Origin of the sequence: Desulfovibrio sp. DV, from assembly GCF_001936595.1 — a bacterium.
Lineage (GTDB): Bacteria > Desulfobacterota > Desulfovibrionia > Desulfovibrionales > Desulfovibrionaceae > Solidesulfovibrio.
Genome location: NZ_MLBG01000073.1, coordinates 1 through 24061 on the forward strand (window position 1 = coordinate 1; position 24061 = coordinate 24061).

The 24061-nt window shown below is 63.1% G+C and carries 22 protein-coding genes and 1 pseudogene; 9 read left to right on the top strand and 14 right to left on the bottom strand.

Annotated elements, in window-relative coordinates; all coding sequences use genetic code 11:
- From DVDV_RS14970 to DVDV_RS15020, 11 genes and pseudogenes are all read right to left on the bottom strand, one after another.
- Positions 1-287: pseudogene (locus tag DVDV_RS14970) on the bottom strand (NADH-quinone oxidoreductase subunit D); the annotation flags it as partial.
- 14 nt (positions 288-301) lie between these two features.
- Positions 302-844, bottom strand: a complete 543-nt coding sequence (locus DVDV_RS14975) for an NADH-quinone oxidoreductase subunit C (protein ID WP_075355446.1) — start codon at positions 842-844, stop codon at positions 302-304.
- Entirely contained in the window at positions 841-1371 is a 531-nt protein-coding gene (locus tag DVDV_RS14980) for an NADH-quinone oxidoreductase subunit B (protein WP_075355447.1), read from the bottom strand. Before DVDV_RS14980 ends, DVDV_RS14975 begins: the two co-directional genes overlap by 4 nt.
- Positions 1335-1727 carry an NADH-quinone oxidoreductase subunit A gene (locus DVDV_RS14985; RefSeq protein WP_075355448.1) on the bottom strand — a complete coding sequence of 131 codons (393 nt, stop codon included), beginning with the start codon at positions 1725-1727 and terminating at the stop codon, positions 1335-1337. Before DVDV_RS14985 ends, DVDV_RS14980 begins: the two co-directional genes overlap by 37 nt.
- Before the next feature lie 35 nt (positions 1728-1762).
- Positions 1763-3166, bottom strand: coding sequence for an NADH-quinone oxidoreductase subunit N (locus DVDV_RS14990; RefSeq protein WP_075355449.1), 1404 nt, complete (start codon positions 3164-3166; stop codon positions 1763-1765).
- Positions 3163-4737 carry a NuoM family protein gene (locus tag DVDV_RS14995; RefSeq protein WP_075355450.1) on the bottom strand — a complete coding sequence of 525 codons (1575 nt, stop codon included), beginning with the start codon at positions 4735-4737 and terminating at the stop codon, positions 3163-3165. Before DVDV_RS14995 ends, DVDV_RS14990 begins: the two co-directional genes overlap by 4 nt.
- Before the next feature lie 24 nt (positions 4738-4761).
- Positions 4762-6576 carry a Na(+)/H(+) antiporter subunit D gene (locus tag DVDV_RS15000; RefSeq protein WP_075355451.1) on the bottom strand — a complete coding sequence of 605 codons (1815 nt, stop codon included), beginning with the start codon at positions 6574-6576 and terminating at the stop codon, positions 4762-4764.
- The gene (locus DVDV_RS15005; protein ID WP_075355452.1) at positions 6563-6829 is read right to left on the bottom strand and encodes a hypothetical protein; all 267 of its coding nucleotides are present in this window, start codon (positions 6827-6829) and stop codon (positions 6563-6565) included. The genes DVDV_RS15000 and DVDV_RS15005 overlap by 14 nt, the downstream gene beginning before the upstream one ends.
- A gap of 94 nt (positions 6830-6923) precedes the next feature.
- Positions 6924-8417, bottom strand: a complete 1494-nt coding sequence (locus tag DVDV_RS15010) for a monovalent cation/H+ antiporter subunit D family protein (RefSeq protein WP_075355453.1) — start codon at positions 8415-8417, stop codon at positions 6924-6926.
- Between the two features lie 3 nt (positions 8418-8420).
- Positions 8421-8729, bottom strand: coding sequence for an NADH-quinone oxidoreductase subunit NuoK (gene nuoK, locus DVDV_RS15015; RefSeq protein WP_075355454.1), 309 nt, complete (start codon positions 8727-8729; stop codon positions 8421-8423).
- Entirely contained in the window at positions 8726-9241 is a 516-nt protein-coding gene (locus DVDV_RS15020) for an NADH-quinone oxidoreductase subunit J (RefSeq protein WP_075355455.1), read from the bottom strand. Before DVDV_RS15020 ends, nuoK begins: the two co-directional genes overlap by 4 nt.
- A 1336-nt stretch (positions 9242-10577) precedes the next feature.
- On the opposite strand from DVDV_RS15020, the gene DVDV_RS15025 reads away from it, so the two are divergent.
- Positions 10578-11669, top strand: coding sequence for a nitronate monooxygenase family protein (locus DVDV_RS15025; protein WP_075355456.1), 1092 nt, complete (start codon positions 10578-10580; stop codon positions 11667-11669).
- Between the two features lie 68 nt (positions 11670-11737).
- Here DVDV_RS15025 and DVDV_RS15030 read toward each other — a convergent pair whose 3' ends face one another.
- The 3 genes from DVDV_RS15030 to DVDV_RS15040 form a co-directional block, all read right to left on the bottom strand.
- Entirely contained in the window at positions 11738-12367 is a 630-nt protein-coding gene (locus tag DVDV_RS15030) for a class I SAM-dependent methyltransferase (protein ID WP_075355457.1), read from the bottom strand.
- Positions 12367-13536 carry a DUF3419 family protein gene (locus DVDV_RS15035; protein WP_075355458.1) on the bottom strand — a complete coding sequence of 390 codons (1170 nt, stop codon included), beginning with the start codon at positions 13534-13536 and terminating at the stop codon, positions 12367-12369. Before DVDV_RS15035 ends, DVDV_RS15030 begins: the two co-directional genes overlap by 1 nt.
- 268 nt (positions 13537-13804) lie before the next feature.
- A complete protein-coding gene (locus DVDV_RS15040; protein ID WP_075355466.1) occupies positions 13805-15259 on the bottom strand; it encodes an NAD-dependent succinate-semialdehyde dehydrogenase in 1455 nt (484 codons plus the stop codon).
- 382 nt (positions 15260-15641) lie between these two features.
- Here DVDV_RS15040 and nifE point away from each other — a divergent pair, with 382 nt between their 5' ends.
- From nifE to DVDV_RS15085, 8 genes are all read left to right on the top strand, one after another.
- Positions 15642-17021, top strand: a complete 1380-nt coding sequence (gene nifE, locus DVDV_RS15050; protein WP_075355460.1) for a nitrogenase iron-molybdenum cofactor biosynthesis protein NifE — start codon at positions 15642-15644, stop codon at positions 17019-17021.
- A complete protein-coding gene (locus DVDV_RS15055) occupies positions 17018-18373 on the top strand; it encodes a nitrogenase component 1 (RefSeq protein WP_075355461.1) in 1356 nt (451 codons plus the stop codon). The genes nifE and DVDV_RS15055 overlap by 4 nt, the downstream gene beginning before the upstream one ends.
- A gap of 11 nt (positions 18374-18384) precedes the next feature.
- The gene (locus DVDV_RS15060; RefSeq protein WP_075355462.1) at positions 18385-19653 is read left to right on the top strand and encodes a radical SAM protein; all 1269 of its coding nucleotides are present in this window, start codon (positions 18385-18387) and stop codon (positions 19651-19653) included.
- Positions 19654-19900: 247 nt separating this feature from the next.
- Positions 19901-20725 (top strand): tetratricopeptide repeat protein, encoded by an 825-nt coding sequence (locus DVDV_RS15065; protein WP_254845395.1) that lies wholly within the window; start codon positions 19901-19903, stop codon positions 20723-20725.
- Positions 20722-21375, top strand: a complete 654-nt coding sequence (locus DVDV_RS15070) for a flagellar brake protein (RefSeq protein WP_075355463.1) — start codon at positions 20722-20724, stop codon at positions 21373-21375. Before DVDV_RS15065 ends, DVDV_RS15070 begins: the two co-directional genes overlap by 4 nt.
- Positions 21376-22162: 787 nt before the next feature.
- Positions 22163-22831, top strand: a complete 669-nt coding sequence (gene modB, locus DVDV_RS15075) for a molybdate ABC transporter permease subunit (RefSeq protein WP_075355464.1) — start codon at positions 22163-22165, stop codon at positions 22829-22831.
- A gap of 17 nt (positions 22832-22848) precedes the next feature.
- Positions 22849-23595 carry a molybdate ABC transporter substrate-binding protein gene (modA, locus tag DVDV_RS15080; protein ID WP_075355465.1) on the top strand — a complete coding sequence of 249 codons (747 nt, stop codon included), beginning with the start codon at positions 22849-22851 and terminating at the stop codon, positions 23593-23595.
- A 75-nt stretch (positions 23596-23670) separates the two neighbouring features.
- A partial coding sequence (locus DVDV_RS15085) for an ATP-binding cassette domain-containing protein (RefSeq protein WP_139311633.1) occupies positions 23671-24061 on the top strand: 391 nt, incomplete at its 3' end.

Here is a 24061-nt window from a genome sequence, read left to right on the forward strand (position 1 = left end):
GGTTCCAGGCCATGGCGTGGATGGTAGTCCACCCGGCCCATGTTGGGCATGAACTGGAAGTAGGTTTTCTGTTCGGCCATCCACTCGTGCATCCGGTGGATGTAGCCCAGCACCGGCTCGGCCCGCACAATGTACTCGCCGTCGAGTTCGAGCAGGATGCGCAGCACCCCGTGGGTGGAGGGATGCTGCGGTCCCATGCTTAAGATCAGCTTGTCTTCGGTGGGACCCGGTTCGAAGCGCACCGACGTGGGGTCTTGCGCCAGTTTTTTGGGATCAAAGGCTTGCATGCGTCCTCCGGGCCTTAGGCATCTTCGGTTTTGGCGGCCTTGACCACCTTGGCGGGCTTGGGCTTTTCCGCTTCGGGTTCGGCCAGACCGCAGTCCACGAGGTAACCAAGGGGCATGAGGTCGGCTAAAGACTTCCTGGCCTTCTCCGCCTTGATCAGCGGATGGCTGCCGAAGTTCTCGGGCAAAAGCAGATAGTGCAGGTTGGGATGCCCGGCGAAGTCGATGCCGTAGAAGTCGAAGCACTCCCGTTCGTGCCAGTCCGCGCCGGGATAGACGGTGCTTATGGTCGGCAGGCTTGGCGCGTCGTGGGGAATAAGCGCCCGCACCACGATGCGGTTGGCCCCGTCGAGCAGGCTTAAGTGGTAGGTGATTTCAAAGCCGTCCTGGAGGTCGGAGGCCATGACGTCTTCCAGCAGATACCCTTCGGCATCAAGGACGGCCATGGCTTCCACCACGGCTTTGGCGTCCACGGTGACGGACAGGGTCATGCCGGTGGCGGCATGGTCCATGGGGGCGGTGCACACCGGTCCCATTTTGGCGACGAAAGCCGGGATCATTGCTCACCTCCCTGGGGAACCTGCCACCAGCGACGGCCGGTGATCTTCTGCTGCAGGGCAAAAAGCCCTTCCAGCAGGGCCTCGGGCCGGGGCGGACAGCCGGGCACGTAGACGTCGACCGGGATCAGGGTGTCCACGCCCTGGATGACGTTGTACTGGCCTTCGATGTTAAACGGCCCGCCGGAGATGGCGCAGTTGCCAAGGGCCATGACGTAGCGCGGGGCCGGCATCTGCTCGTAGAGGCGGACAACGGCCGGGGCCATTTTCTTGTTCACCGTGCCGGCCACGATCATGAGATCGGACTGGCGCGGCGAGGGACGAAAGACCTCCGCGCCGTAGCGGGCGATGTCGAAGCGGGCCATGCCGACGGCCATCATCTCAATGGCGCAGCAGGCCAGACCGAAGGTCATGGGCCAGATGGACATGGCCCGGCAGACATCCACCAGCTTCTGGACCGCCGGCGTGGCGATCAAGGCCGGTTCGACCGTGGTTACGGCCGGGGTGCAATATGGATCTTGCGGGGCCATGTGAACACTCCCTTGCGCATGAAGTAGACGATGGCGGCGGCGAGCACCGCGAGAAACACCAGCAGACGAATGGTCGTGCCCAGACCCTGGGGCGAGGCATAGGCCGCCGCCACCGGGAAGAGGTAGAGGATGTCCACCTCGAAGGCCAAAAAGATCAGGGCGTAGAAGTAATAGTTGATGCCGAATTTGACCCAGGACCGTCCGTGGGTGGGCACGCCGCACTCATAGGTTTCGCCAAGCGCCCCGCCCTTGGCCTTGGGGGCCAGGAGCAGGGAGCCGGCGAGAGGGCCTGCCGCAAAAAGGACGCCGCCCAGGAAGAAGAGCAGTATCGCCGCTTGTAACCAGGTAAAGACCATGCGTCTTTTCCTCCTTTCCCAGTTCGAGAAACCGCTTACGGATGCAGTTGCACCGCTGCCTGGGCCGCCAGATCATAAAGCGGCGCCGGCAGGATGCCGAGCAGCAGCACGAGCGCCGCCAGCACCCCGCCAAAGATCAGATAGCCGCGCGGCTGGGCCAGAGCCGGAGCCTCGGACTCGCCGGTGTAGGCATGGCGCACCATGCTCAGGTAGTAATAGATGGAGATGGCCGTATTGAGCACGGCCACGATGACCAGCCAGTGGTAGCCCTGGTCCCAGGCGGCCGAGAGCAGGAAGAGCTTGCCGGCAAACCCGGCGGTCGGCGGCAGGCCGACCAGGGAGAAGGCGGCGATGGCCAGGATCATGGCCAGGGCCGGAGCGCGTTTGTACAGGCCGTCGAGGTCATCCAGGCTCGGGTTCTCGCCGTTTTTGGCGATGGCGCACACGACATAGAAGGCGGCCAGATTCATGAGGATGTAGGCCAGGCTGTAAAAGGCCGCAGCCGACATGCCCGCGGCCGAGCCGGCGGCAAGACCGAGCATGACGTAGCCGGCGTGGGCCACCGAGGAGAAGCCGAGCAGCCGCTTGAGGTCGCGCTGGACCAGGGCGGCCAGGTTGCCGGCGGTCATGGAGATGGCCCCGAGGATGGCGAGCGTAGTGGTCACTTCCAGGTGCGGGGCGACAAAAGCGGACAGGCGCACCAGGACCACCACGGCTCCGAGTTTGGGAATGGTGGCCACGTAGGCGGCTGTCTCGTTCTTGGCCCCCTGGTAGACGTCAGGACACCAGAAGTGAAACGGAAACAGCGCCAGCTTGTAGAAGAAACCGGCCAGGAACAGCGTCAGGCCAAGGACGGCCAGGGGCGCGTCGGCAAAGCTCCAGGACGAGGCGGCCAGGGCCGCGATGTAGGTCGTGTGCTTGGCCGCTATGATGTAGGACAGGCCGAAAAGGGCCAGGGCGGTCACAGCCGCGCCAAAGAGAATGTATTTGATGCCGGCTTCGGCCGCCCTTCTGTCCTGGCCGCGCAGCGGAATAAGCGCGTACAGGCTGTAGGAGGACAATTCCAGGGCCAGATACAGGGTGATGAGTTCCACGCACGAGGACAACAGCATCAGTCCCCAGGCCGACAGGGCCAGCAGCATGAAATAGTCCGGGGTCAGGTCCTTGTCGTCCTTGTTGCCCGACGCGATGCCGGCCACCACGGCGAAGCCGAAGGCAATGACCAGCTTGAAGAACTGGGACAGGGCGTCAAGTTTATAGGTTGCGTAGAGATACTCCCCGCGCGCCCCGAGGGACACGGCGGCAGCCACCACGCCCAGGCCCGCAGCCAGGGGCAGCCAGGACATGACCGACTGTCTGCGGTCGCTTATGCTGGCTGCAAACAGGGCGCAGACCAGTCCAAGCAGCCACAATTCCGGCAAGAGTGCGAAGATGCTCATGGATGCTCCTTGCGGATGGAATCCGAGACGCCGGCCACGGCGAGCGGTCCGGACAGTTGCCAGCGCTCGGCCAGGGGCATGTCCTTGGTCAGTCCCATGGCCAGATTCTTGGCGCGCAGGGTGGCCAGGGTGCGGTCAATGGACGGCTCGATGGTGGTGATGGCCAGGGCCGGGGCCAAACCGATGTAAAAGACCAGGACGGCCAGGGGGGCAAGCGTCGCCCACTCCCGGACACCGAGGTCCTTCCAGGAAGCCTTGTAGGCCGAGGGTTCGCCCCAGGTCACCCGCTGCAACAGCCGCAGCATGTAGGCCGCGGCCAGCATGGCCCCGGGCACGGCGGCAAAGCCGATCCAGGTGTTGCCCTGGAAGGCGCCAATAAGGACCAGCACCTCGCCAACAAAGCTGTTGGTGCCGGGGAAGGCCAGGGAGGAAAAGGAGAACAGCCCGAACAGGAACATGAAGATGGGCATGAACTTGCCCAGCCCCTGGTTGTCGCCGATCTCCCGGCTGTGGCTGCGCTCGTAGAGCAGGCCGATCATCATGAACAGCCCGCCGGTGGTGATGCCGTGGTTGAGCATCTGCAGGATCGCGCCGGACACGCCCTTGGTGCTTAATAAAAAGATGCCAAGGGTCACAAAGCCCATATGCCCCACCGAGGAGTAGGCGATGAGCTTTTTGATGTCGGTCTGGCCAAGCGCGATGCAGCCGCCGTAGAGGATGCCGGCGATGGAGACGGCGATCATGAGCGGGGCAAAGGTCTCGGTGGCGGCCGGGGTCAGCGGCAGGCAAAAGCGCAGGAAGCCGTAGGTGCCCATTTTGAGCAAAATGGCGGCCAGGAGCACGCTGCCTGCAGCCGGGGCCTCGACGTGGGCGGCCGGCAGCCAGGTATGGAACGGGAACATGGGGACCTTGATGGCAAAGGCCAGGGCCATGGCCAGAAAGGCCCAGAACTGGAACTTGAAGGCATAGGACTTTTCCATCAGTTCCGGGATGGAGAAGGTGCCGCCCACCTGCCTGAAGGCCACGATGGCGGCCAGCAGCAAGGTCGAGCCGGCCAGGGTGTAGAGGAAGAACTTGATGGAGGCGTAGCGCCGCCGGGGGCCGCCCCAGACAGCAATCAAGAGGTACATGGGGACCAGCATGGCCTCCCAGAAGACGTAGAACAGGACGAAGTCCAGGGCCGCGAAGACCCCGATGCAGGCCGAAGTCATAAGCAACAGGCAGAAATGGAACTCGGTCACCCGCTTGGCGATGTAGGTCCAGGACCCAAGCACGCAAAGGGGCAGCATGAGCGCCGTTAAAAGGATCATATACAGGCTCAGCCCGTCCACGCCGAGGTGGTAGGTCATGCCGAGCGCCGGCAGCCAGGGGGCCTGTTCCACGAACTGGAAGGCCGGTCCGTCAGGCGCATAGCCGAGCAGCGGCAGGGCCAGCAGACATTCGAGAATGCCCACCGCCAGCGTGACCATGCGCACCGGCCACTCCCGGCGCATAAAAAGCAGCGCCACGGCCGCCACCAGCGGCAGGACGATCAGCGCCGTCACCACCGGAAATCCGTTTTGCGTCATCATGTATCGCTCCCTTCCCTAGCGGTGTTAGCCGAGAAACCACACGGCCGCGAAGATGGCCAAACCAATCGACACGGCAGCGGCCAGATAGTCCTGCAAGCGCCCGGTCTGGCTGCGCGCGACACCGGCCCCGCCAACTTCGCGCACGCCCCGGGCCGAGCCGTCGAGGACGCCGTCGATGACCTTGACGTCAAAGATGCTCGTGCCAAAGCCGGCCTCGATGAGGGCCTTTAGGCCCACCTTCTCGTAGACATCGGTCCAGATGTTGTCGATGGCCGCGGCCGGCACGCTGACGAGTTTGACAAACCCCCGGCCGATCAGCCGATAGAGCATGTCGAAGTCGAGGTTGCGGCTGGCGTGGGGCGGGATGATCTTGCGCATGAGATAGAAGCCAAGGCCGGTAAAGCCCAGGATCAGGCAGGCCTGGAGCACATGCCAGGGGGTGTAGGGGACATAATCCGTGGGGAACGGCAGCAGGCCGTAGAGGGTCTGCGGGAAGATGCCGATGCCCAGGCACAAAAGCGAGGAGATGATCATGCCGGCGTACATGTTCCAGGGGATGGGCTTTAATTCCACCGTGCTGGTCGGCTTGGACCAGAAGGCGAAGTACGGCAGCTTAATGCCAACGGAAAGGAACGTGCCGACAGCGGCCAGTTCCATGCCCAGGGCCAGCCAGGTGCGATGGGCCTCGGCCGCGCCGGTGATGGTCATGGTCTTGGAGACGAAGCCGTTAAAGAGCGGCATACCGGAGATGGAGACCGCGCCGACCATGTAACAGATCATGACCAAGGGCAGTCGGGAAGCCAATCCGCCAAGCTCGGTCAGCTTGGCCGTGCCAGCGGAATAGAGCAGGCAGCCCGCACCCATAAAGAGCAGGCCCTTATAGAGGATGTGGGCATAGGCATGGGCGCAGGCCCCATCCAGGGTCATGGCCGTGCCGATGCCGATGCCGCACACCATGTACCCCACCTGGGAGACGATGTGATAGGACAGGATGCGCCGGGCATTGTTCTCGATGGTCGCGTAGAAAACGCCGTAGAGACACATGACCAGTCCGCCGATGGCCAGCACTTCGAACCCGGCGTAGCCCCGGGCCAGGACGTAGACGGCGGTCTTGGTGGTAAAGGCGCTCATAAAGACCGCGCCGGTGACCGTGGCTTCGGGATAGGCGTCGGGCAGCCAGGCGTGCAGCGGCACGCAGGCGGCGTTGACCAGAAAGCCGATCAGGATGATGTAATCGTAGTAGCGGGCGGCCTCGGGCGACACGGCGGTGAAGGCGAAGGTGCCCAGATCCGCGTGGCGCAGGAGCAGCCCGGCCAGGACGAACAGTCCGCCGAAGATGTGGAACAGGAAGTAGCGGAATCCGGCGGCTGTGGCGGCCTGGGTGCGGCGCAGCCAGATGAGGAACACCGAGCCGATGCTCATGAGTTCCCAGAAGATAAACAGCGTGATGTAGTCGCCGGCAAACACGCAGCCAAATCCGCCGGCAATGTAGAGGCAGGCGGCCATGTGCTGGCCCCGGTCGGCCACGTGCAGGGCGTAGATGAAGCCGATGAGCGCCTGGATGGCAAACACGTTGGCAAAGACCAGGGACAAGGCGTCCACCCGGCCAAGGCTCAGCGTCTGGCCGAGGTAATGGAGCGTAGCCAGTTCACGGGGTCCGTCCGGGCCAAAGGTCAGGGACATGACCGAGAAGATGGCCAGGACCGGCGGAGCCAGGAGCAGCCAGCGCCAGGTCATGTAGCGTTCGTTGGAGAGAAAGGCCATGACCAGGGCCAAGGCCAGAAAACCGATGGATGGGTGCAGGAAATGGATGCCCGCGATCTGGTCAAGGCCGGCCATTGTCTTCCTCCGGGCGCGCCAACATGGGGTAGACGATCTTTTTAAGCACATAGACCATGGCGATGGCCGCTCCCAGGGAGAAGACGGCCCAGAAGCCGGGCAGTCCCTCGCCGACAAAGTGCGGATGATGGGGCGTGATGAAGAGGTTGAGTATAACCAGCGCCCCCAGGACGGCGAACAGGGCCTTTTTCCAGGCGTCGGCCCTGGCCCTGGCCGCTTCGAGCCAGCTCCCCAACAGTTGCGGTTCCCGCATAACGTCCTCCGTTAAGTCCCTCGAACGGCGCGCCCAAGGTGCGCCGCCATACCCGTTTGAGCGGGAGGCCGGATCATCCGGCCGTCCCGGGCCGCTAGAATCTGCCAAACGCGTCCACAAAGACGGCAAAGGTGTTGGGGAAAAGCCCCAGGGCCACGGAAATGATGGCCGTGAGGCAAAGCGGCGCAACCATCACCAGGGGCGCTTCCTTGAAGTGGGAATGGTCCACTCCCTCGGCCGGCGGCCGGAAAAAGGCCCGATAAATGACCGGCACGAAGTAGCCGGCGTTTAAGAGCGTGGAGGCGAGCAAGGCCAGGAGCAGGATGTACTGATGGATGCTGATGGCTCCGTTGGCCAGATACCATTTGGTCACGAACCCGGACACGGGCGGTACGCCGATCATGGACAGGGAGGCGATGGCAAAGGCTCCGAAAGTGAACGGGAGCCGCCGGCCCAGGCCGTCGAGATGCGGGATGTACTTGATGTGGGTGGCTACATAAATGGCACCCGCGGCGAAAAAGAGCGTGATCTTGGCAAAGGCGTGGTGGGCGATGTGGAGCAGGCCACCCTTGACGGCCAGGGGGGAGAGCATGGCCACGCCTATTATAATGTAGGAGAGCTGGCTGACCGTGGAATAGGCCAGCCGGGCCTTGAGGTCGTCCTTGGTCAGGGCGATGATGGAGGCCACCACGATGGTGAAGGCGGCCATGTAGGCGGTGATGAGGCCGAGGTTCAAGTTGGCCAGCAAATCCACGCCAAAGCAGGACAGCATGATGCGCGACACCGAGAACACGCCGGCCTTGACCACGGCCACGGCGTGCAGCAGGGCCGAGACCGGGGTGGGCGCGACCATGGCCGAGGGCAGCCAGTTGTGCAGCGGCATGATGGCCGCCTTGGCCAGACCGAAGATGAACAGGAAGTAGGTGATGGTCACCAGGGTCGGATCGGCGTCGGGCGGGAACATGCCGCGCGAGATGTCGCCGAGGTTGAAATCAAGGGTGCCGCACAGCACGTAGGTCAGGATCATGGCCGGCAGCAGGAAGAGCTTGGAGGTGCCCATGAGGTAGACCAGGTACTTGCGCGCCCCGTGGTAGCCGTCGGCGTCCTGATGGTGGGCGACCAGCGGATAGGTGAAGACGGTGATGACCTCGTAAAAGAGGTAGAGGGTGGCGATGGTGCCGGAAAAGGCTACGCCGACGGCGCCGAAAATGGCCACGGCGAAGCAGAAGTAGTAGCGCGTCTGGGCGTGCTCCTTAAGCGAGCGCATGTAGCCGATGTTGTAGCTGGTGGCGAAAAACCACAGGAAGGTGGCGACGATGGCGAAGATGAGCGAGAGCCCGTCCACGGCGAATTTAAGGGAAACGCCCGGGAAAAACGTCACCAGATGGTAGGTCCAGATGCTGCCGTCCAGCACGGCCGGTATCATGGAGGCTACCGAGATAAAGGCCAGGGCGGCGGCGGCAAAGGAGACGCCTTCGCGGGCGTTGGGGTTTTTGCGAAAGAAATACACGGCAAACGGGGCCAGGAAGGTGATGACCAGGGGCGCAAGCACCCGGGCGCTTTCAATGGTGGCGACAGCAGCGGCCATGGACTACCCCTTGAGTTCGCTGGGGGCGTCTGCCGAGGCGTCCCCGAATCGTTTGGAAACCACCAGGACAATGGCCAGGACGAGGGTGGCCTCGGCGGCGGCCAGTCCCATGACGAGCAGCGCCCCGAGCTGGCCGAGCACTGCATCGGCCGGGGTGAGCTGGGCGGCGGCGACGATGGACAGCCCTGCGCCGTTTAACATCAGCTCGACGCCGATGAGCATGCCGACAAGGGTGCGCCGTGCGACCAGGGCATAGAGCCCAAGGCCAAGGAGCAGCACGGCCACGACCTGGTAATAGATGAGCGGATTCATTTGGCGCCTCGCTTTTCAAAGGCCAGCAGGACAGCGCCGGCCATGGCGGCCAGGAGCACCACGGAGATGAGCTCGAAGGCCAGGGTGTAGGGTCCAAGCAGCCCGGCTCCGAGCTCGGCCGGACTGACATTTTTGGGCGTGGGCAGGCCGGCGACGCCGTAGACGCTTAAAAACGGCACCAGGATGCCGGCCGGGACCAGGACAATGGGGATAGCCCGCAGGGCCCCGGCCCCGGACAGGCCCTCGGCCTCGCCGCCGTCAGCCGAAGCGCGGGTGAGCATGATGGCGAAGAAGATGAGGACGGTGACGGCACCGACGTAAATGAGGATCTGCATGAGGGCCACGAATTCGGCCAGGAGCAGCAGATAGAGTCCGGCAACGCCGAACAGGGACACGACCAGGCCCAGCATCGCCCTGACCAGACTCGCCGCCGAAACGGCCAGGACGCCGCCGGCGAGGACGATCAGGGTGTAGAATGCGAAGGCGAACTGCCCAAGATACACTTCGTTCATAAGCGCCCCGCTACTCTCCTCATCAGGCTAGAGACTGCTTCAAACTCTCCACACAAACAACGACCACCGCCAAAATGTGCTGCAAACAGCAAATCGTAAAAAAAAATGAACGCAAAAATACAGATTTCAGAAATCAAACACGACACATTGCTTTAAAAAAAAATATCACTGCAGCTATTTTACAAGATATAACTGCCAGTGGTTAATTACCAACAACAGATTTCTGATTTTGTGAATATTTTTACAAACAACAAACGTGTTCAAACAGCCCGTTGAAACAAGTGCCATTGAAATTTTTCTTCATTAAGAACTGATCTGCATGTTATTTTTTTCACTTTTACAACATTCACTTGTGCATCAATTCAACTCTTACTTGCCGGTACTTTATCTCAATGACTGTTGTTTTGTATAATTCTGTATAACACCAGTCCTGTGCCCAGAAAGACCGAGCAGACCGTGTTATTGTTTCAAAGATCGGTAACACGCAAGGCGGGTTGCTTATATCGTTTCCGCTACCGGCACGTCAAGGAAGAAAAATTAACCTTATTGTATCAGAACCTTCCGACCTACGCCAGAGTGCTGCCGCGAAAAATGGGCGGCCATGACCCAAACACCTTTGGGCATCAGAGATAACCACATGAATTGAAAGATTAAATATTTAATTCAATCCAGGGCGGCCAGACCAACCCCCCGAGTGTCCTCATGAAATGCTTCACGAACGAATGCAAAATGCCGTCAAGACAGGCCCCCTTTTTGATAATTCCTTCACAATCAAACGCACCGCAGATGCACTACCACCACCCCCGAAAGCCCCGGGCCGGACCCCCCGGCCCTAAAAACCAAACCGTCCCCGGCCGGAAAAGGAGGGGCCGGACAAAGGATCGCCAATTGCCCAATGTTAAAAACCAGTTGAAAATAAAGGGAAAAGGAAAGAAGATAGAAGCGTGGTCTGGCAATACATCAGATGAAAGGCGCGAAAGGTCAAATCATGCCATTGCCAGAACGGCGTCCATGACGGTATAGGGGCGCTTCGGCGGCTTTCCGGCCCGGCCGGCCAGCCGGGCATCCAGCAGGCCGTATCGGCATGGGTAGGCGTTGCGCCCCGGCGCAGCGCGTTGGCGCATCGTCGAAACGGGCCGCCTTCGTGCGCCCCCGGTCGCGGGCAAATTGCGCCCGCCCGGTGCAGGGACTCGAAACAGGCCCGAACGCGCGGCTTGCACGCACGACGTTGAGCAGGACCGTTTTGAAACGGTTTGAAAAGATATCGTCAGCCCCAGGCCCTTCCCCTCGGGAGGACAGGCAATTACGCCCCCATCTGCAACATTTCGGAGCCCCTTTGTCGTTTCCTTCCTTAACCATCGGCGACCTCACTATCCCCAGGGCCGTCATCCAGGGCGGCATGGGCGTGGGGATCTCGCTGTCCGGCCTGGCCTCGGCTGTAGCCGCTGCGGGCGGCTTTGGCGTCATCTCGGCTGCCGGCATCGGCATGAACGAACCGGATTTCGCCACCAACTACGTTGAAGCCAACAACCGGGTGCTGGCCAGGGAGATCCGGGCCGCCAAGGAAGCCGCTCCGGTCGGAGCCATCGGCGTCAACATCATGGTGGCCATGGCCAATTTCGCCGAGCTGGTCAAAACAGCCATCCGCGAAAATGTGGACGCCATCTTTTCCGGCGCCGGACTTCCCCTCGACCTGCCCGGCCATCTGCCCGAAGGCGCACGCACCAAGCTCGTGCCCATCGTGTCCTCGGCCAGGGCCGCCGTTATCCTGTGCAAGAAATGGCTGTCACGCTTTGGCCGCACCCCGGACGCCTTTGTGGTGGAAGGGCCGATGGCCGGCGGACATCTGGGCTTCAAGGCCGAGCAGATCGACGATCCGAATTTCGTCCTGGAGCGCCTTGTCACCGAGGTCGTGTCCGGCGTCGCTCCGTATACGGCACCAAACGGCCGGCCCATCCCGGTCATAGCCGCCGGCGGTGTCTACACCGGGGCGGACATCCACCGTTTCATCCAGCTTGGCGCGGCCGGCGTCCAGATGGGCACCCGGTTTGTGGCCACCCACGAATGCGACGCCGATGACCGCTTCAAGCAAAGCTACATCGACGCCACGGAAAAAGACGTGGTCATCATCAAAAGCCCGGTGGGAATGCCTGGCCGCGCCCTGCACAACGAATTCCTGGATCTGGCCGCCGAAGGCCAAAAGACCCCGGCCCGTTGCCCCTACCGCTGCATCCACACCTGCGACTACACCAAGGCCCCCTACTGCATCACCCTGGCCTTGGCCAACGCCAAGAAGGGCCGGTTGCGCCACGGCTTCGCCTTTGCCGGACAAAATGCCTGGCGGGTGGATCGCATCACCTCGGTGGCGGAACTGTTTGCAGAGCTGGTGGCCGGCTATGAAGCCTGCGAGGCTGCGGCCCCGGCCTAACCAGGCGCACCCAACTCCCCGAACCGTAAAGGCGCGGCAGCCCGGATCTTCCGGCCTGCCGCGCCTTTTCATTTGCGGCCGATAAAACTGAACCAACGCCACAGGCCGCCGTAGGCCGGCCTGATGTCTCGATGGACCGGGCGAAAGCGATCATCGAGCTGCGGCGGTAGATGGCCGTCCATGCGCACATGGTTGACCCCCATCCAGGACCGGAACCAGGGGGCCGGCGTGTCGCAGAAATCGGCCACGGCCACCAGACCGCCCGGCCGCAGATGCAGCCGGGCCGCATCGAGGGCCGCCTCAAAGCCGGGATTGAACATGGACAGAGCATAGGAAAAGACGATCAGGTCCATGGAGTCCCGGGCCAGGCTGTCCGGACCGTAGGCGCAGCACACAAGCTCGACCGGCCGCGCCGTGCCGGAAACGGCCTTGGCCGCCCGACCGAGCATCGGCGGGCACAGGTCGATGCCGGTCAGGCAGGCCGTGGGCAGCTCCCGGGCCAGCCGGCGCAGGTTGTGTCCGGTGCCGCAGCCCACCTCGGCCACCCGCGCCCCGGCGGCCCCGCCCTGCCCGGCCAGTGCCCGGGCGGCCTGGCTGATGAGTTGGCTGCGCCCGAACAGAAAACTCCAGCGGGTGGCGTCGTAGATGCGGGCGTGCAGCCGGTAGTAGCCGGCCAGGGGCTCGTGGCAGCGTTCCATCAGCCCACCACGGCCAGATGCTGGCTGCCGTAGGTGCCGACCCGGTCGGCGGCATGGAGCGGTTCGGTCAATTCCGGGAAAAACCGCAGCCGCCGGCGGGCCGCTCCCGGCACAAACGAGACGTCGAGACCGGCCGAGCGCATGAGGATCTTGGCCCCGGGCGCGGCCGCAGCGAAAATCCGGTCCCATTCCTCGGCCAGGGCCGCCGGGTCGTGGTAGGCCAGCCAGTCCTGGTGGTCGAGCAGAATAAAATGGCTGTAGGGGCCTGGGTTGTCCTGCAAAAAGGCGCTCAGAGACGCAGTATGGCTGGAAAGCCTGGGCAGGCGCTCCCGGATGGTCGCGAAATTGGCCTTTTTGAGATATTCGGGGCAGCATTCCCGGGTATAGCGGCCGGTCATGTACACGCGCCAGAAATAGTTCTCGGCCATGGGCGACTCGGTAAACACCCGGCGCATCTTCTCCCGCACAAACCCTTCCAGCCCGCCCGGATGGCTGTCGCGAATAAGCCCGATCTGGGGCCGCGGCACGCCAAGAAGGGCCATGACCGCCGGCCGGCCCACCAGCCAGCGGCTCAGACGATCCCAGAAGACCGGCTCGATGGCGGCATAGACCCGGCGCTGCTCCTCCGGCGAGTCGGCGGCCAGGAGCCTTGGGATGTCGCGGCGCAGCCGGGGTTTCACGAGGCTTAAAAGGCGCGAGAAGGCAAAGGCCACGGCCCCGGACGCGCCGTGGTAGTAAAACGAGCGCGACAGGCGGCCGGCCTTGAAATAGTTGCGGTTGGCATCCCAGAAGGCTGCGGCATAGGGAGGCAGATGGCAGCGCAGCCGGGCATAGACCCCGGCGCAGTCCGGCCCCCCGCCCTGGCCGAAAAAGCTGAAAAGCTCCTCGTGGCTGCCGTGGAGAAAAAGCGCCCGCTTGAGTTCCAGGAGTGCGTTTTGCCGGAAGTTGAGATCCACACAGGCCACGCCGGCCGGATCATCCAGCAGATAATCCAGGGCGTTGTCCCCGGCCGAGGTGATGACCACCACCCGGGAATCCGGCGACAGGCCAAGCAGCCGCCGATCCAGGCGGGGATCTTCCCAGCAGGTGTTGTAGATAAGGCGGTTGCCGTGGACGAGACCGAAAAAGGCGTCCTGGAGACGCCGGGAGAGCGGATGTGCCTGCTTCATGGAAGCCGAATATAGTCGGGACGGACGGGCGGAAAAAGCGACGTTTCCGTGTCGCTTCGCCGCCCGTCCGTAACGACGCAGCGTGCAGGGAGAGAAAGGAGCGAAAGGCATGCCTCCGGCGGCCGGGGGGATGATCCCCCCGGACCCCTGCGAAGGGAGAAGTTTTCAAGTGGTTCCTGGCGTGGCCGGCAATCCGGTCGGCGGTGGACCGGGACAAGGAGACGCTTGACCCGGACCACTGCTGTTCCGGATTGCGGCAGACGGGCCGCTAGCCGGCCAGTCCGCCCAGGCAGGTGTATTTCATGACGGAATACTCATCGAGGCCGTAGCGCGAACCCTCGCGGCCGACGCCGCTTTCCTTGACCCCGCCAAAGGGCGCTTCGGTGCAGGAAATAAGGCTCTCGTTGACGCCGACCATACCGTATTCCAGCGCCCCGGAGACCCGGAAGGCCCGGCCGATGTCGCGGGTGTAAAGGTAGGCGGCCAGCCCGTATTCGGTGTCGTTGGCCACGGCAATGGCCTCGGCTTCGGTGGTGAAGCGAAAGACCGGAGCCAGGGGGCCGAATATTTCCTCGCGGGCAAAGGCCATGTCCCGGGTGGCCTCGGCAATGACCGTCGGCTCGAAAAAGTTCCCGCCAAGGGCATGGGGCCTGCCGCCGCAGACGATGCGCCCGCCCTTGGCCGCGGCGTCGGCCACTTGCGCCACCATGCGGGCGGTCGCCTTGCCGTCGATGAGCGGTCCCTGGTTGACCCCGGGAGCCAGCCCCGGGCCGACCGACAGTTCGCCAACGGCCTGGGCCAGTCGGGCCACGAAGGCGTCGTAGATGCCGGCCTGGACGTGGAAACGGTTGGCGCAGATGCAGGTCTGCCCGGAGTTGCGGTACTTGCTGGCCATGGCCCCGGCAATGGCGGCGTCGAGATCGGCGTCGTCAAAGACCACAAACGGCGCATTGCCGCCCAGTTCCATGGAAACTTTCTTTACCGTGGCGGCGCATTGGGCCATGAGCGCCTTGCCGACTTCGGTCGAGCCGGTAAAGCTCACCTTGCGCACGATCGGGTTCTCCGTCAGCTCCGCGCCAATGGCCCGGGCATTGCCGGTGACGATGTTGACCACGCCGGCCGGGATGCCGGCCCGGATGGCCAGTTCGCCCAGAGCCAGGGCGGAAAACGGGGTCTGGGAAGCGGGCTTGACCACCACCGGGCAGCCCATGGCCAAGGCCGGCCCAACCTTGCGCCCGATCATGGCCATGGGAAAATTCCAGGGCGTGACAATGCCGCACACCCCGACCGGTTCGCGCGTGACCATGATGACGCGGCCCGAGGCATTGGCCGGCACCACGTCGCCGTAGGCCCGGCGGGCCTCCTCGGCAAACCAGCGGATGAAGCTGGCGCCGTAGACGATTTCCCCGGCCGACTCGGCCAGGGGCTTGCCCTGCTCAAGGGTCATCAGCCGGGCCAGATCGTCCTTGGCGGCCAGAATCAACTCGTACCAGCGCAGAAGCATGTCGGCCCGCTGCAACGCGGTCATGGCCCGAAGGGCCGGCCAGGCTTCCCGGGCCGCTTCGATGGCCCGGCGCGTCTCCTCCCGGCCGCAGCGCGGCACCTGGCCAAGGATGGCTCCGGTGGCCGGATTGTCCACCGGGATCGTCTCACCGCTCTCCGAGCCAACCCATTGTCCGCCAATCAGGCACGCCTGGCGAAAAAGCGTCATATCGCTGAGCATCATGGTCCTCCTCCAGGCCGCAGACCCTTGATCGGCGGCACTGTCCGGCCGTGTAGTCGGCTTGCGAAGCTATGTCAAAACAGACAGAATAATTTTTTCCCGATTTTCAGGACCAGCCCAGGCCCAAAACGGCCGTTTCCCGGACGGCGAGGCGCAAAAAGCCCTGCCGGGACGGGCCGGCACGGCTTTTTTGGCCTTGGTCCCGACATTTGCCGCCCGGTCGCCGGCCCACTCTACATTTCTGTCGTTGGATGCCGTACAAATTTGTTGCTGGCCAGACAATCAAACTGGTAACATCAATAAATTCAAGGCAGTCCATTCTGGCACGCTCCTTGTAGAGTCACGCTTGCCCAGTCGTTTGGCGACAGGGAAAGGAGCGTTCATGGAACAGGCGATTTTCGAAGAACGGCGGGATCAGATCCACCGCACGGGCGAGGGGCCTTTCGAGCTGGCCTGCAACCGCGACAGCCTGGCCGGGGCCGTGTCCCAGCGGGCCTGCGTCTTTTGCGGCTCACGTGTGGTGCTCTACCCCATTGCCGACGCCCTGCATCTGGTCCACGGTCCCATCGGCTGCGCCGTCTACACCTGGGACATCCGGGGCGCGCTGTCCTCGGGACCGGAACTGCATCGCCTGAGCTTTTCCACCGACCTCCAGGAAAAAGACGTCATTTTCGGCGGCGAAAAAAAACTCAAGGCCGCCCTGTTTGAACTCATCGAGCGCTATAAGCCCAAGGCCGCCTTTGTCTACGCCACCTGCATCGTCGGCATCATCGGCGACGACGTGGCTGCGGTGTGCCGCGACGTGGCCGCCAAGACCGGCATCCCGGTCATTCCGGTCCAGTCCGAAGGATTTAAAGGCAACAAGCGCGAAGGCTACACCGCTGCCTGCAAGGCCATGTTCACCCTGACCGGCACCGGCGACACAAGCGACATAAGCCCCATCTCCATCAACATCCTGGGCGACTTCAACCTGGCCGGGGAGATCTGGATCATCCGGGACTATTTCAAGCGCATGGGCGTTGAGACCGTGGCCAACATCACCGGCGACGGCCGGGTGGACGACATCCGCCGGGCCCACGGCGCGGCCTTAAACGTGGTGCAGTGCTCCGGGGCCACCATGGAACTGGCCAAAATGATGCAGGAAAAGTACGGCATCCCGTTTATCCGGGCCTCCTACCTCGGCATCGAGGACATGGCCGATTCGCTCTATGCCGTGGCCGACCATTTCAAGGACCGCGACCCGGGCATTGTAGAGCGCACCCAGCAGGTGGTGCGCGAGGAACTGGCCGCGCTGTTGCCCCAGCTGGGCCAGTACCGCAAAGACCTCGAAGGCAAGCGGGTGGCCATCTACGTCGGCGGCGCGTTCAAGGCCTTTTCACTGATAAAGGCCTTCCGCCACCTGGGCATGAAGGTGGTCCTGGTCGGGTCCCAGACCGGCACGACGGAAGACTACGAGGAGCTGGCCGCCATCTGCGACCCGGGAACGGTCATCGTGGACGACTCCAACCCGCTGGAACTGTCCAAGTACGTCCGGGAACTCGACGTCGACCTGTTCGTCGGCGGCGTCAAGGAACGCCCCATCGCCCACAAGCTCGGGGTCGGCTTTTGCGACCACAACCATGAGCGCAAGGAAGCCCTGGAAGGCTTTGTCGGGATGCTCAATTTCGCGCGCGAAGTCCACGCTTCGGCCACAAGCCCCATCTGGCAGTTCGTCCCCCGCCGGGAAGCCATGGCCAAGGCTGTCACGGGAGAAGGTATATGAGCGATTCACCGTACGTTTCCACCACCAACGCCTGCAAGCTGTGTACGCCGCTTGGCGCGGCCCTGGCCTTTAGGGGCGTTGAAGGCGCGATCCCGTTTCTGCACGGTTCCCAGGGCTGCGCCACCTACATGCGCCGTTACATCATAAGCCACTTCCGCGAGCCCATGGACATCGCCTCCTCGGCGCTCGGCGAAAAGCAGGCCGTTTTCGGCGGCGGCCCGAATCTCAAGAAGGGCATCTTAAACGTCATGTCCAAGTACGGGGCCTCGGTGGTCGGCGTGGCCACCACCTGCCTAACCGAGACCATCGGCGACGACGTGCCCCGGCTCCTGGCGGAATTTCGCAAGGAATTCGCCGATCTGCCCCTGCCCGAAATCGTCCACGTGTCAACGCCCAGCTACTCCGGCACACACATGGAAGGCTGGCACGCCGCCGTGGCCGCCCTGGCCGGACAGCTTGTCACGGAAAAGGCTCCGGAACACCGGCGCATAAACCTCATGCCGGGCCTGGTTTCGCCGTCCGATCTGCGCCATTTCAAAGAGATCCTGGCCGACTTCGGCGTGGCCGCCACCATCCTGCCCGACATCTCCGATTCCATGGACCGCCCGGCCCTGCTCGACTACGAAAAGCTGCCGGCCGGCGGCACCACCCTGGCCGACATCCGGGCCATGTCCGGAGCCCTTGGCTCCATCGAGTGCGGCCGGGCCGTGCATGTGGTTACCAGTGCCGGGGCCAATCTGGAAAACCGCTTCGGCGTGCCCAACCTGAGCCTTGGCATCCCCATCGGCATCCGTGAGACCGACGCCTTTTTCGCCGCCCTGGAGAAGCTGACCGGCACAACCACCCCGCCCAAATACCTCAACGAGCGAGGCCGGCTGGTGGACGCCTATGTGGACGGGCACAAGTACGTGGCCGGCAAGCGGGCCATTGTCTACGGCGAGGAAGACACGGTCATCGCCATGGTGGCCTTTCTGGCCGAGATCGGGGTCAAACCCATCCTGGCCGCCACCGGATCGACCTGCAAGAATTTCAAGGCCGCCCTGGCCGAGGTCACGGCCGGGCTTCTGCCCGAACCACCCGAAGCGCGCCTGGGCGTGGACTTCCACGACATCGCCGAGCAGGCCGCCGATCTGGCCCCGGACCTGCTGGTCGGGCACAGCAAGGGCTACAGCTACGCCAAGGACTGGGGCGTGCCGCTCCTGCGGGTGGGCTTCCCCATCCACGACCGCTTCGGCGGCCAGCGGATGCGCCATGTGGGCTACGGCGGCACCCAGGAACTTTTCGATCGTCTGGTCAACATCATTCTCGAACGCAAGCAGGAAGCCAGCACCGTTGGCTACGGCTATCTCTAAAGGAGCACGACATGACCACCACCAAGGACCTCTCCAAGCACCCCTGCTTCAATAGGGAATCCGCCGGTTCCTGCGGCCGTGTGCACCTGCCCGTGGCCCCCAAGTGCAATATCATGTGCAACTTCTGCAATCGCAAATACGATTGCGTCAGTGAATCGCGTCCGGGCGTGACCAGCGCCATCCTGTCTCCCGAACAGGCTCTGCTCTACATGGACAAGGTGCTGGAAAAAGAGCCCCGCATCACGGTCTGCGGCATCGCCGGACCAGGCGACCCCCTGGCCAATCCGGAGACGATGGAAGCCATCCGGCTGCTGCACGCCAAATATCCCCATCTTCTTTTCTGCCTGTCCACCAATGGTCTGGCCCTGCCGACCTACGCCGCCGCCCTGGCCGAACTGGGGGTCACCCACGTGACCGTCACGGTCAATGCCGTGGACCCGAAAATCGGGGCGCGCATCTACTCCTGGGCCCGCGACGGCAAAGTCATCCATCGGGGCGAGGCCGCAGCCTCCCTGCTCCTGTCCCGGCAGATCGAAGGCATCAAGATCCTCAAGGAACACGATCTCATCGTCAAATCGAACACCATTGTCATCCCGGGCGTCAACGACCACCATGTTGTGGAAGTCTCCAAGATGCTCTCCAGCCTTGGCGTGGACATCCAAAACATCATGCCCATCTTCCCGGTGGCCGACACCCCCTTTGCCGACGTTCCCGCCCCCACCCACGAATTGATTCACGGGCTGCGCGAACAGGCCAAGGATCTCGTCCCCCAGATGACCCATTGCAAGCGTTGCCGGGCCGACGCGGTTGGCCTGCTCGGCAAGGACCTGTCCGGCGAATTGGCCGGCATCCTCGGCGATTGCTCCCGCAGCCTTCCCGGGGTCGATCTGTCCAAGCGGCCCTATGTGGCCGTTGCCACCCGCGAGGGGATGCTCGTCAACATGCATCTGGGCGAGGCCCACAAGTTTCAGATCTGGAAACAGGACGGCGATGCGTTTGCCCTGGTCGAGGAACGCTACGCCCCGGAACCCGGCACCGGAACCAAGCGCTGGATCGATATGGCCAAGCTGCTCTTCGATTGCCGGGCCGTGCTCATCGCCGCCTGCGGCGAAACGCCGCGCAAGGTGTTGGCCGATGCCGGCGTTGTGGCCTACGAGTGCTCGGGGCTGGTGGAAACGCTTCTGGCCGAGGTCTACGGCACCGGGGATCTCACTGTTCTTAAAAGCCGGCGCAAAAGCCTGGGCAAGGCCTGTTGCGGCGGTGGCGGCGAAGGCTGCTAGAGCCTATACAGAAAATGGGATAGCGCTATTCCTGGCGACCACCTGTGCACAACAGGTGGTCGCCTTTATTTTTGACAAGATTGTGCCAGCGGTGTATCAGCCGGATTGTTGAAGTGGGGCCTTGCGGCTCAACCAGGCAACGGTGTGGTGGCTCCCCCCCCTGCATTGGCCTGGGACTAACCGGCATTGTCTTCGATTGACGCCAGTCTTCGTTGATCGAAACCGCCTTGAACCAATGGATACTATCGTGGTCACCAATAGTGTGGCGCATCAGGAACAAGAAACGGAAGCCGAAGGGCATCCGCTGGCGCAATGTCGTATTCTCGGCGTCTATTCCCTGGTCAAAACGGCAGGTACGGGCCATGGGGCCACAGCCAGGACCTACGAACAAAAGACGAGCTGGTTTGTGCGTCTGACCGACGACGACGAATATATTGTCCAGGCCCTTAATGCCAATTCCATACCGTCAGGCCCTCTGGCTTCTATCAGCAAGGGCGAATTCATCCGGAATTACAAGCCCGAGCCGGGTTATTATGAAAAACGCTGCCTGCCGTTTATTGAATCCCTGAAAAAGAAGCTGACCCAGGCCGACAAGCTTTTGGCCGAGGAAGATCTGGACGGCGCGGAAAAAGAATTCTGCAAGGCCCTGCTCCTGGACGAAAAAAACCCCAAGGCCAACATTGAGCTCGGCAAGATTCACCTGCAAAAGGGCGACGGCAAGAAGCTGGCTGCGGCCATGCGCCGTATTTTAAGCAACGACGCCCTGTTCCAGGAACACGAACGCCACCTGTTTAATGAATTCGGCATCAGCCTGCGCAAGGAAAAACACTTTGCCGAAGCCGTCAGCTTTTACGGCAAGGCCCTTGAGCACAACAACGCCGACGAGCATCTCCATTTCAACATCGCCCGGGCCCTGGCCGAATCCGGACACATTGACACGGCCTGCCACCACCTCGAAACCGCCCTGGCCCTGCAGCCCGGTTTTGAAGCGGCCCGGCGCTTCCTCGACTATCTCGGCAAAAACGGAAGTGTTCCGGCCGGCGCAGCCGCCAGTGAGGTCCAGCCCCAATGAGCGCCCCGGATCTGTCCCATTTCCATTGCCCACCCGGCACCCGGCTGATCCTGGAAGTCACGGGCTTGCCGGAGAAGTTCGCGTCGGCCTGCGTCGGCCATGCCCGCGGCCGGTTTGTCGTCACCCAGATGCCGGTTTTGCCCGAAACCACCCGCGAAGCCTTTTACCAGATGCTTTACCCCGACAATGCCGTCATCGTGCGCTATCTGCACGAGGGTACGGTGGTCGGGTTCACGGCCCAGGTCATAAAGTGCATCCAGATTCCTTTCCCGCTCATTTTCCTGACCTTCCCCAAAAGGCTTGAATCCCATGACCTGCGCCGCCACCCGCGCGTGTCCTGCTGTCTGCCCGGCCAGGCCGTCATCAACGGCGAGGGCGTGGCCGGCATGGTCCTGGACCTCAGCCATTCGGGCTGCCTCTTTTCCGCCACCGTCCCGGACACGCCCCCAAGCGTGGCTATCGACGATGCCATCCTCCTTCGCTGCGGCATCTTCGGCCAGGGCGAGGAAGCGGGGCTGGCCGGGGTGGTCAAGCGCGTGGCCCTGTCCGGCCGCCGCCTGGAGCTCGGCCTGAAGTTCCGCCAGATGCCGCCGCCCACCCAGGAAGCCATCAACACCTACCTCGATCAGGCTCTGTCCGTTCTCGCCTGACCGGCCTGGGCCGGGAAGGCATGGCTGTCTCCTGGCCTGTGGCCTCGCAACCCGGCCCGCCTGCTGCGCTGGCGCTAGGCACCGGACGTCTGGGCATGCCGGCCGGTTGCGGCCAACCGCCAACCGGTGGTGCACCCGTCCGGATCGCCCGGCCGTCAGGCCGTTGTGGGCAGCCGCCCGACAACGCTCCAAGGCGTCGGCTTGCGGTCCGGTTGCGGCCAGCCGGCCCTGGCCGGTGGCGCCCGTGCGCCGCTGTGGCTGTCCCGGCCCCCTGGTTCCCGGCCCCTTGGCTCCCCGCCATCCAACAAATTTGTCGTTTCCACCGCCGTTTTTGGCAGTGATCCTTCCTTTTGCGGCGATCGGTCTTAAATAGTACGTCATTGCAAGCTGTTGTCTTTGGCACCAGACTTGCTTGGTACGCTGCAACCAAGGAGGCCGCCATGCTCGTCCCACTCATCGAAGCCCTGCTGTCTCTGCTCACCCGCCCCCGTGCCGTCCCGGTGCCCTGCCCTGTGCCCACGGACGAGGGCAATAAAGGCCGCCGTCAATCACGACGAAAGGACTGACACGGCCTTCAAAATAATCGTGTCAGTTCTGTAGTGGCCCACTCCAGGATGGACTGACTCCAGTAACAATACAGAAGTGACACTCCTTCTCTATTTATCGTGACGCTCTATACAAAACGCGCACCTTTCATTTATGAAGCATTCCTTGTGGCCTGTCGCCAATGGACTTTCTTCATTCCGGTGGCGACACTTCGGCCAGTTGACACGAGAGACGCACCCCCATGTTTGATGCCAGCGCCCTGCCTCCCTTGCTCCTGACCTTCCGGGTCGCCACCCTGGCCACGGCCCTGGCTGCCGTGCCAGCGGTGTTTCTGGCCCGGCTGGCCCAGGTCCGCAACTTCCCCGGCCGGGATCTGGCCGATGCCGTGCTGACACTGCCCATGGTGCTGCCGCCAACCGTCCTTGGCTATTACATCATCGTGGTGATGGGCCGGCGCGGGATCATCGGCAGCTACCTCTGGGACAACTTCGGCATCTCCATCATGTTCACCTGGCAGGGCGCGGTGGTGGCTGCTGCGGTGGTGGCCTTTCCCCTGGTCTACCGCTCGGCCCGGGCCGCCTTCGAGGGCGTGGACGAAAATCTGGAAAACGCGGCCAGGACGCTTGGAGCCTCCGAGCTGGCTATCTTTTTCCGGGTGTCCTTCCCACTGGCCCTTCGCGGCATCGTGGCCGGCGTCATGCTGGCCCTGGCCCGGGCCATGGGGGAATTCGGCGCCACGCTCATGGTCGCCGGCAACCTGCCCGGCAAGACCCAGACCCTTTCGCTGGCCGTGTACAGCGCCACCCAGGCCGGCAACGACACCCTGGCCAACGAACTGGTGCTGCTCATTTCCCTGGCCTGCGTGGTGCTTCTCGTGGTCGTGGCCAAGATCGTCAAACCCAAAGCCTGACGAAAAGGATGGTGCGCATGAAAAAGCTCCTTCTAACCCTTGCCCTGATGATTTCCCTGGCCGCCCCGGCCATGGCCGGCGACATCACCATTTCCGCCGCCGCCAGCCTGACCGACGCCTTCGGCGCGATCAAGACCGCTTTTGCCAAGGACCATCCCGGCGTCAATCTGGTGTTCAATTTCGCCGCCTCGGGAGCCCTGCTCTCCCAGATGGCCCAGGGAGCGCCCGTGGACGTGTTCGCCTCGGCCGACCAGAAAACCATGGACCAGGCGGCGGAAAAGCAGCTCATCGACACCGCCACCCGGGTCAACTTCGTCCAAAACGCCCTGGTGCTGGCCACTCCGGCCGACAATCCGGCCAAGATCAAGGACCTGGCCACGCTGGCCACCCCGGCCGTCAAGCGCATCGCCATCGGCAACCCCGACTCCGTGCCGGTCGGCCGCTACACCAAGGCCGCCCTGACCAAGGCCGGCCTGTGGGACGCCCTGTCCCCCAAGTGCATCATGGCTGAATCCGTGCGCCAGGTTCTCGACTACCTGAGCCGCGGGGAAGTGGACGCCGGCTTCGTGTACGGCACCGACGCCAAGCAGGGCGGGGACAAGGTCAAGATCATCGCCGAAGTGCCGGTGGAAACCCCGGTCTCCTACCCCATTGCCGTGCTGTCCGGGTCCAAGGAGAAAAAGGACGCCGCCGCCTTCGTGGCCTTTGTGACCGGCCCCAAGGGCCAGGAAATCCTGGCCAAGTTCGGCTTTAAAAAGCCCTAGAAACTCGCTTGGGCCGTCCCCGGAGGCAGAAATGCCGCCGGGGACGGCCCACAGCCCCAGGCCGGAGTCGATCCCATGCGCATCAACGTGGACATTAAAAAAAGCTACTGCTGCGGCGGCCGGGAATTCCACCTCGATGCGGCCTTTGCCGTGTCCGGCAACCGGGTGGTGCTGTTTGGTCCGTCCGGCTCGGGCAAAACCCTCACCCTTCGCGCCCTGGCCGGCCTGCTGCGGCCCGACGCCGGCTCCATCAGCGTGGATGGCCGGGAATTTTTCAATGCCCCGGCCGGCGTTTTCGTGCCGCCCCGGGAACGGCGCATCGGCTACGTGTTTCAGGATTATGCCCTCTTTCCCCACCTCACCGTGCGCAACAACGTCGCCTTCGGCCTTTCCCCGCTGTGGGGCCGGCTTTCCAGGGACGCTGCCCTCCGGGTTCAGGAAATGATGGTGCTTTTTGGCGATCGAA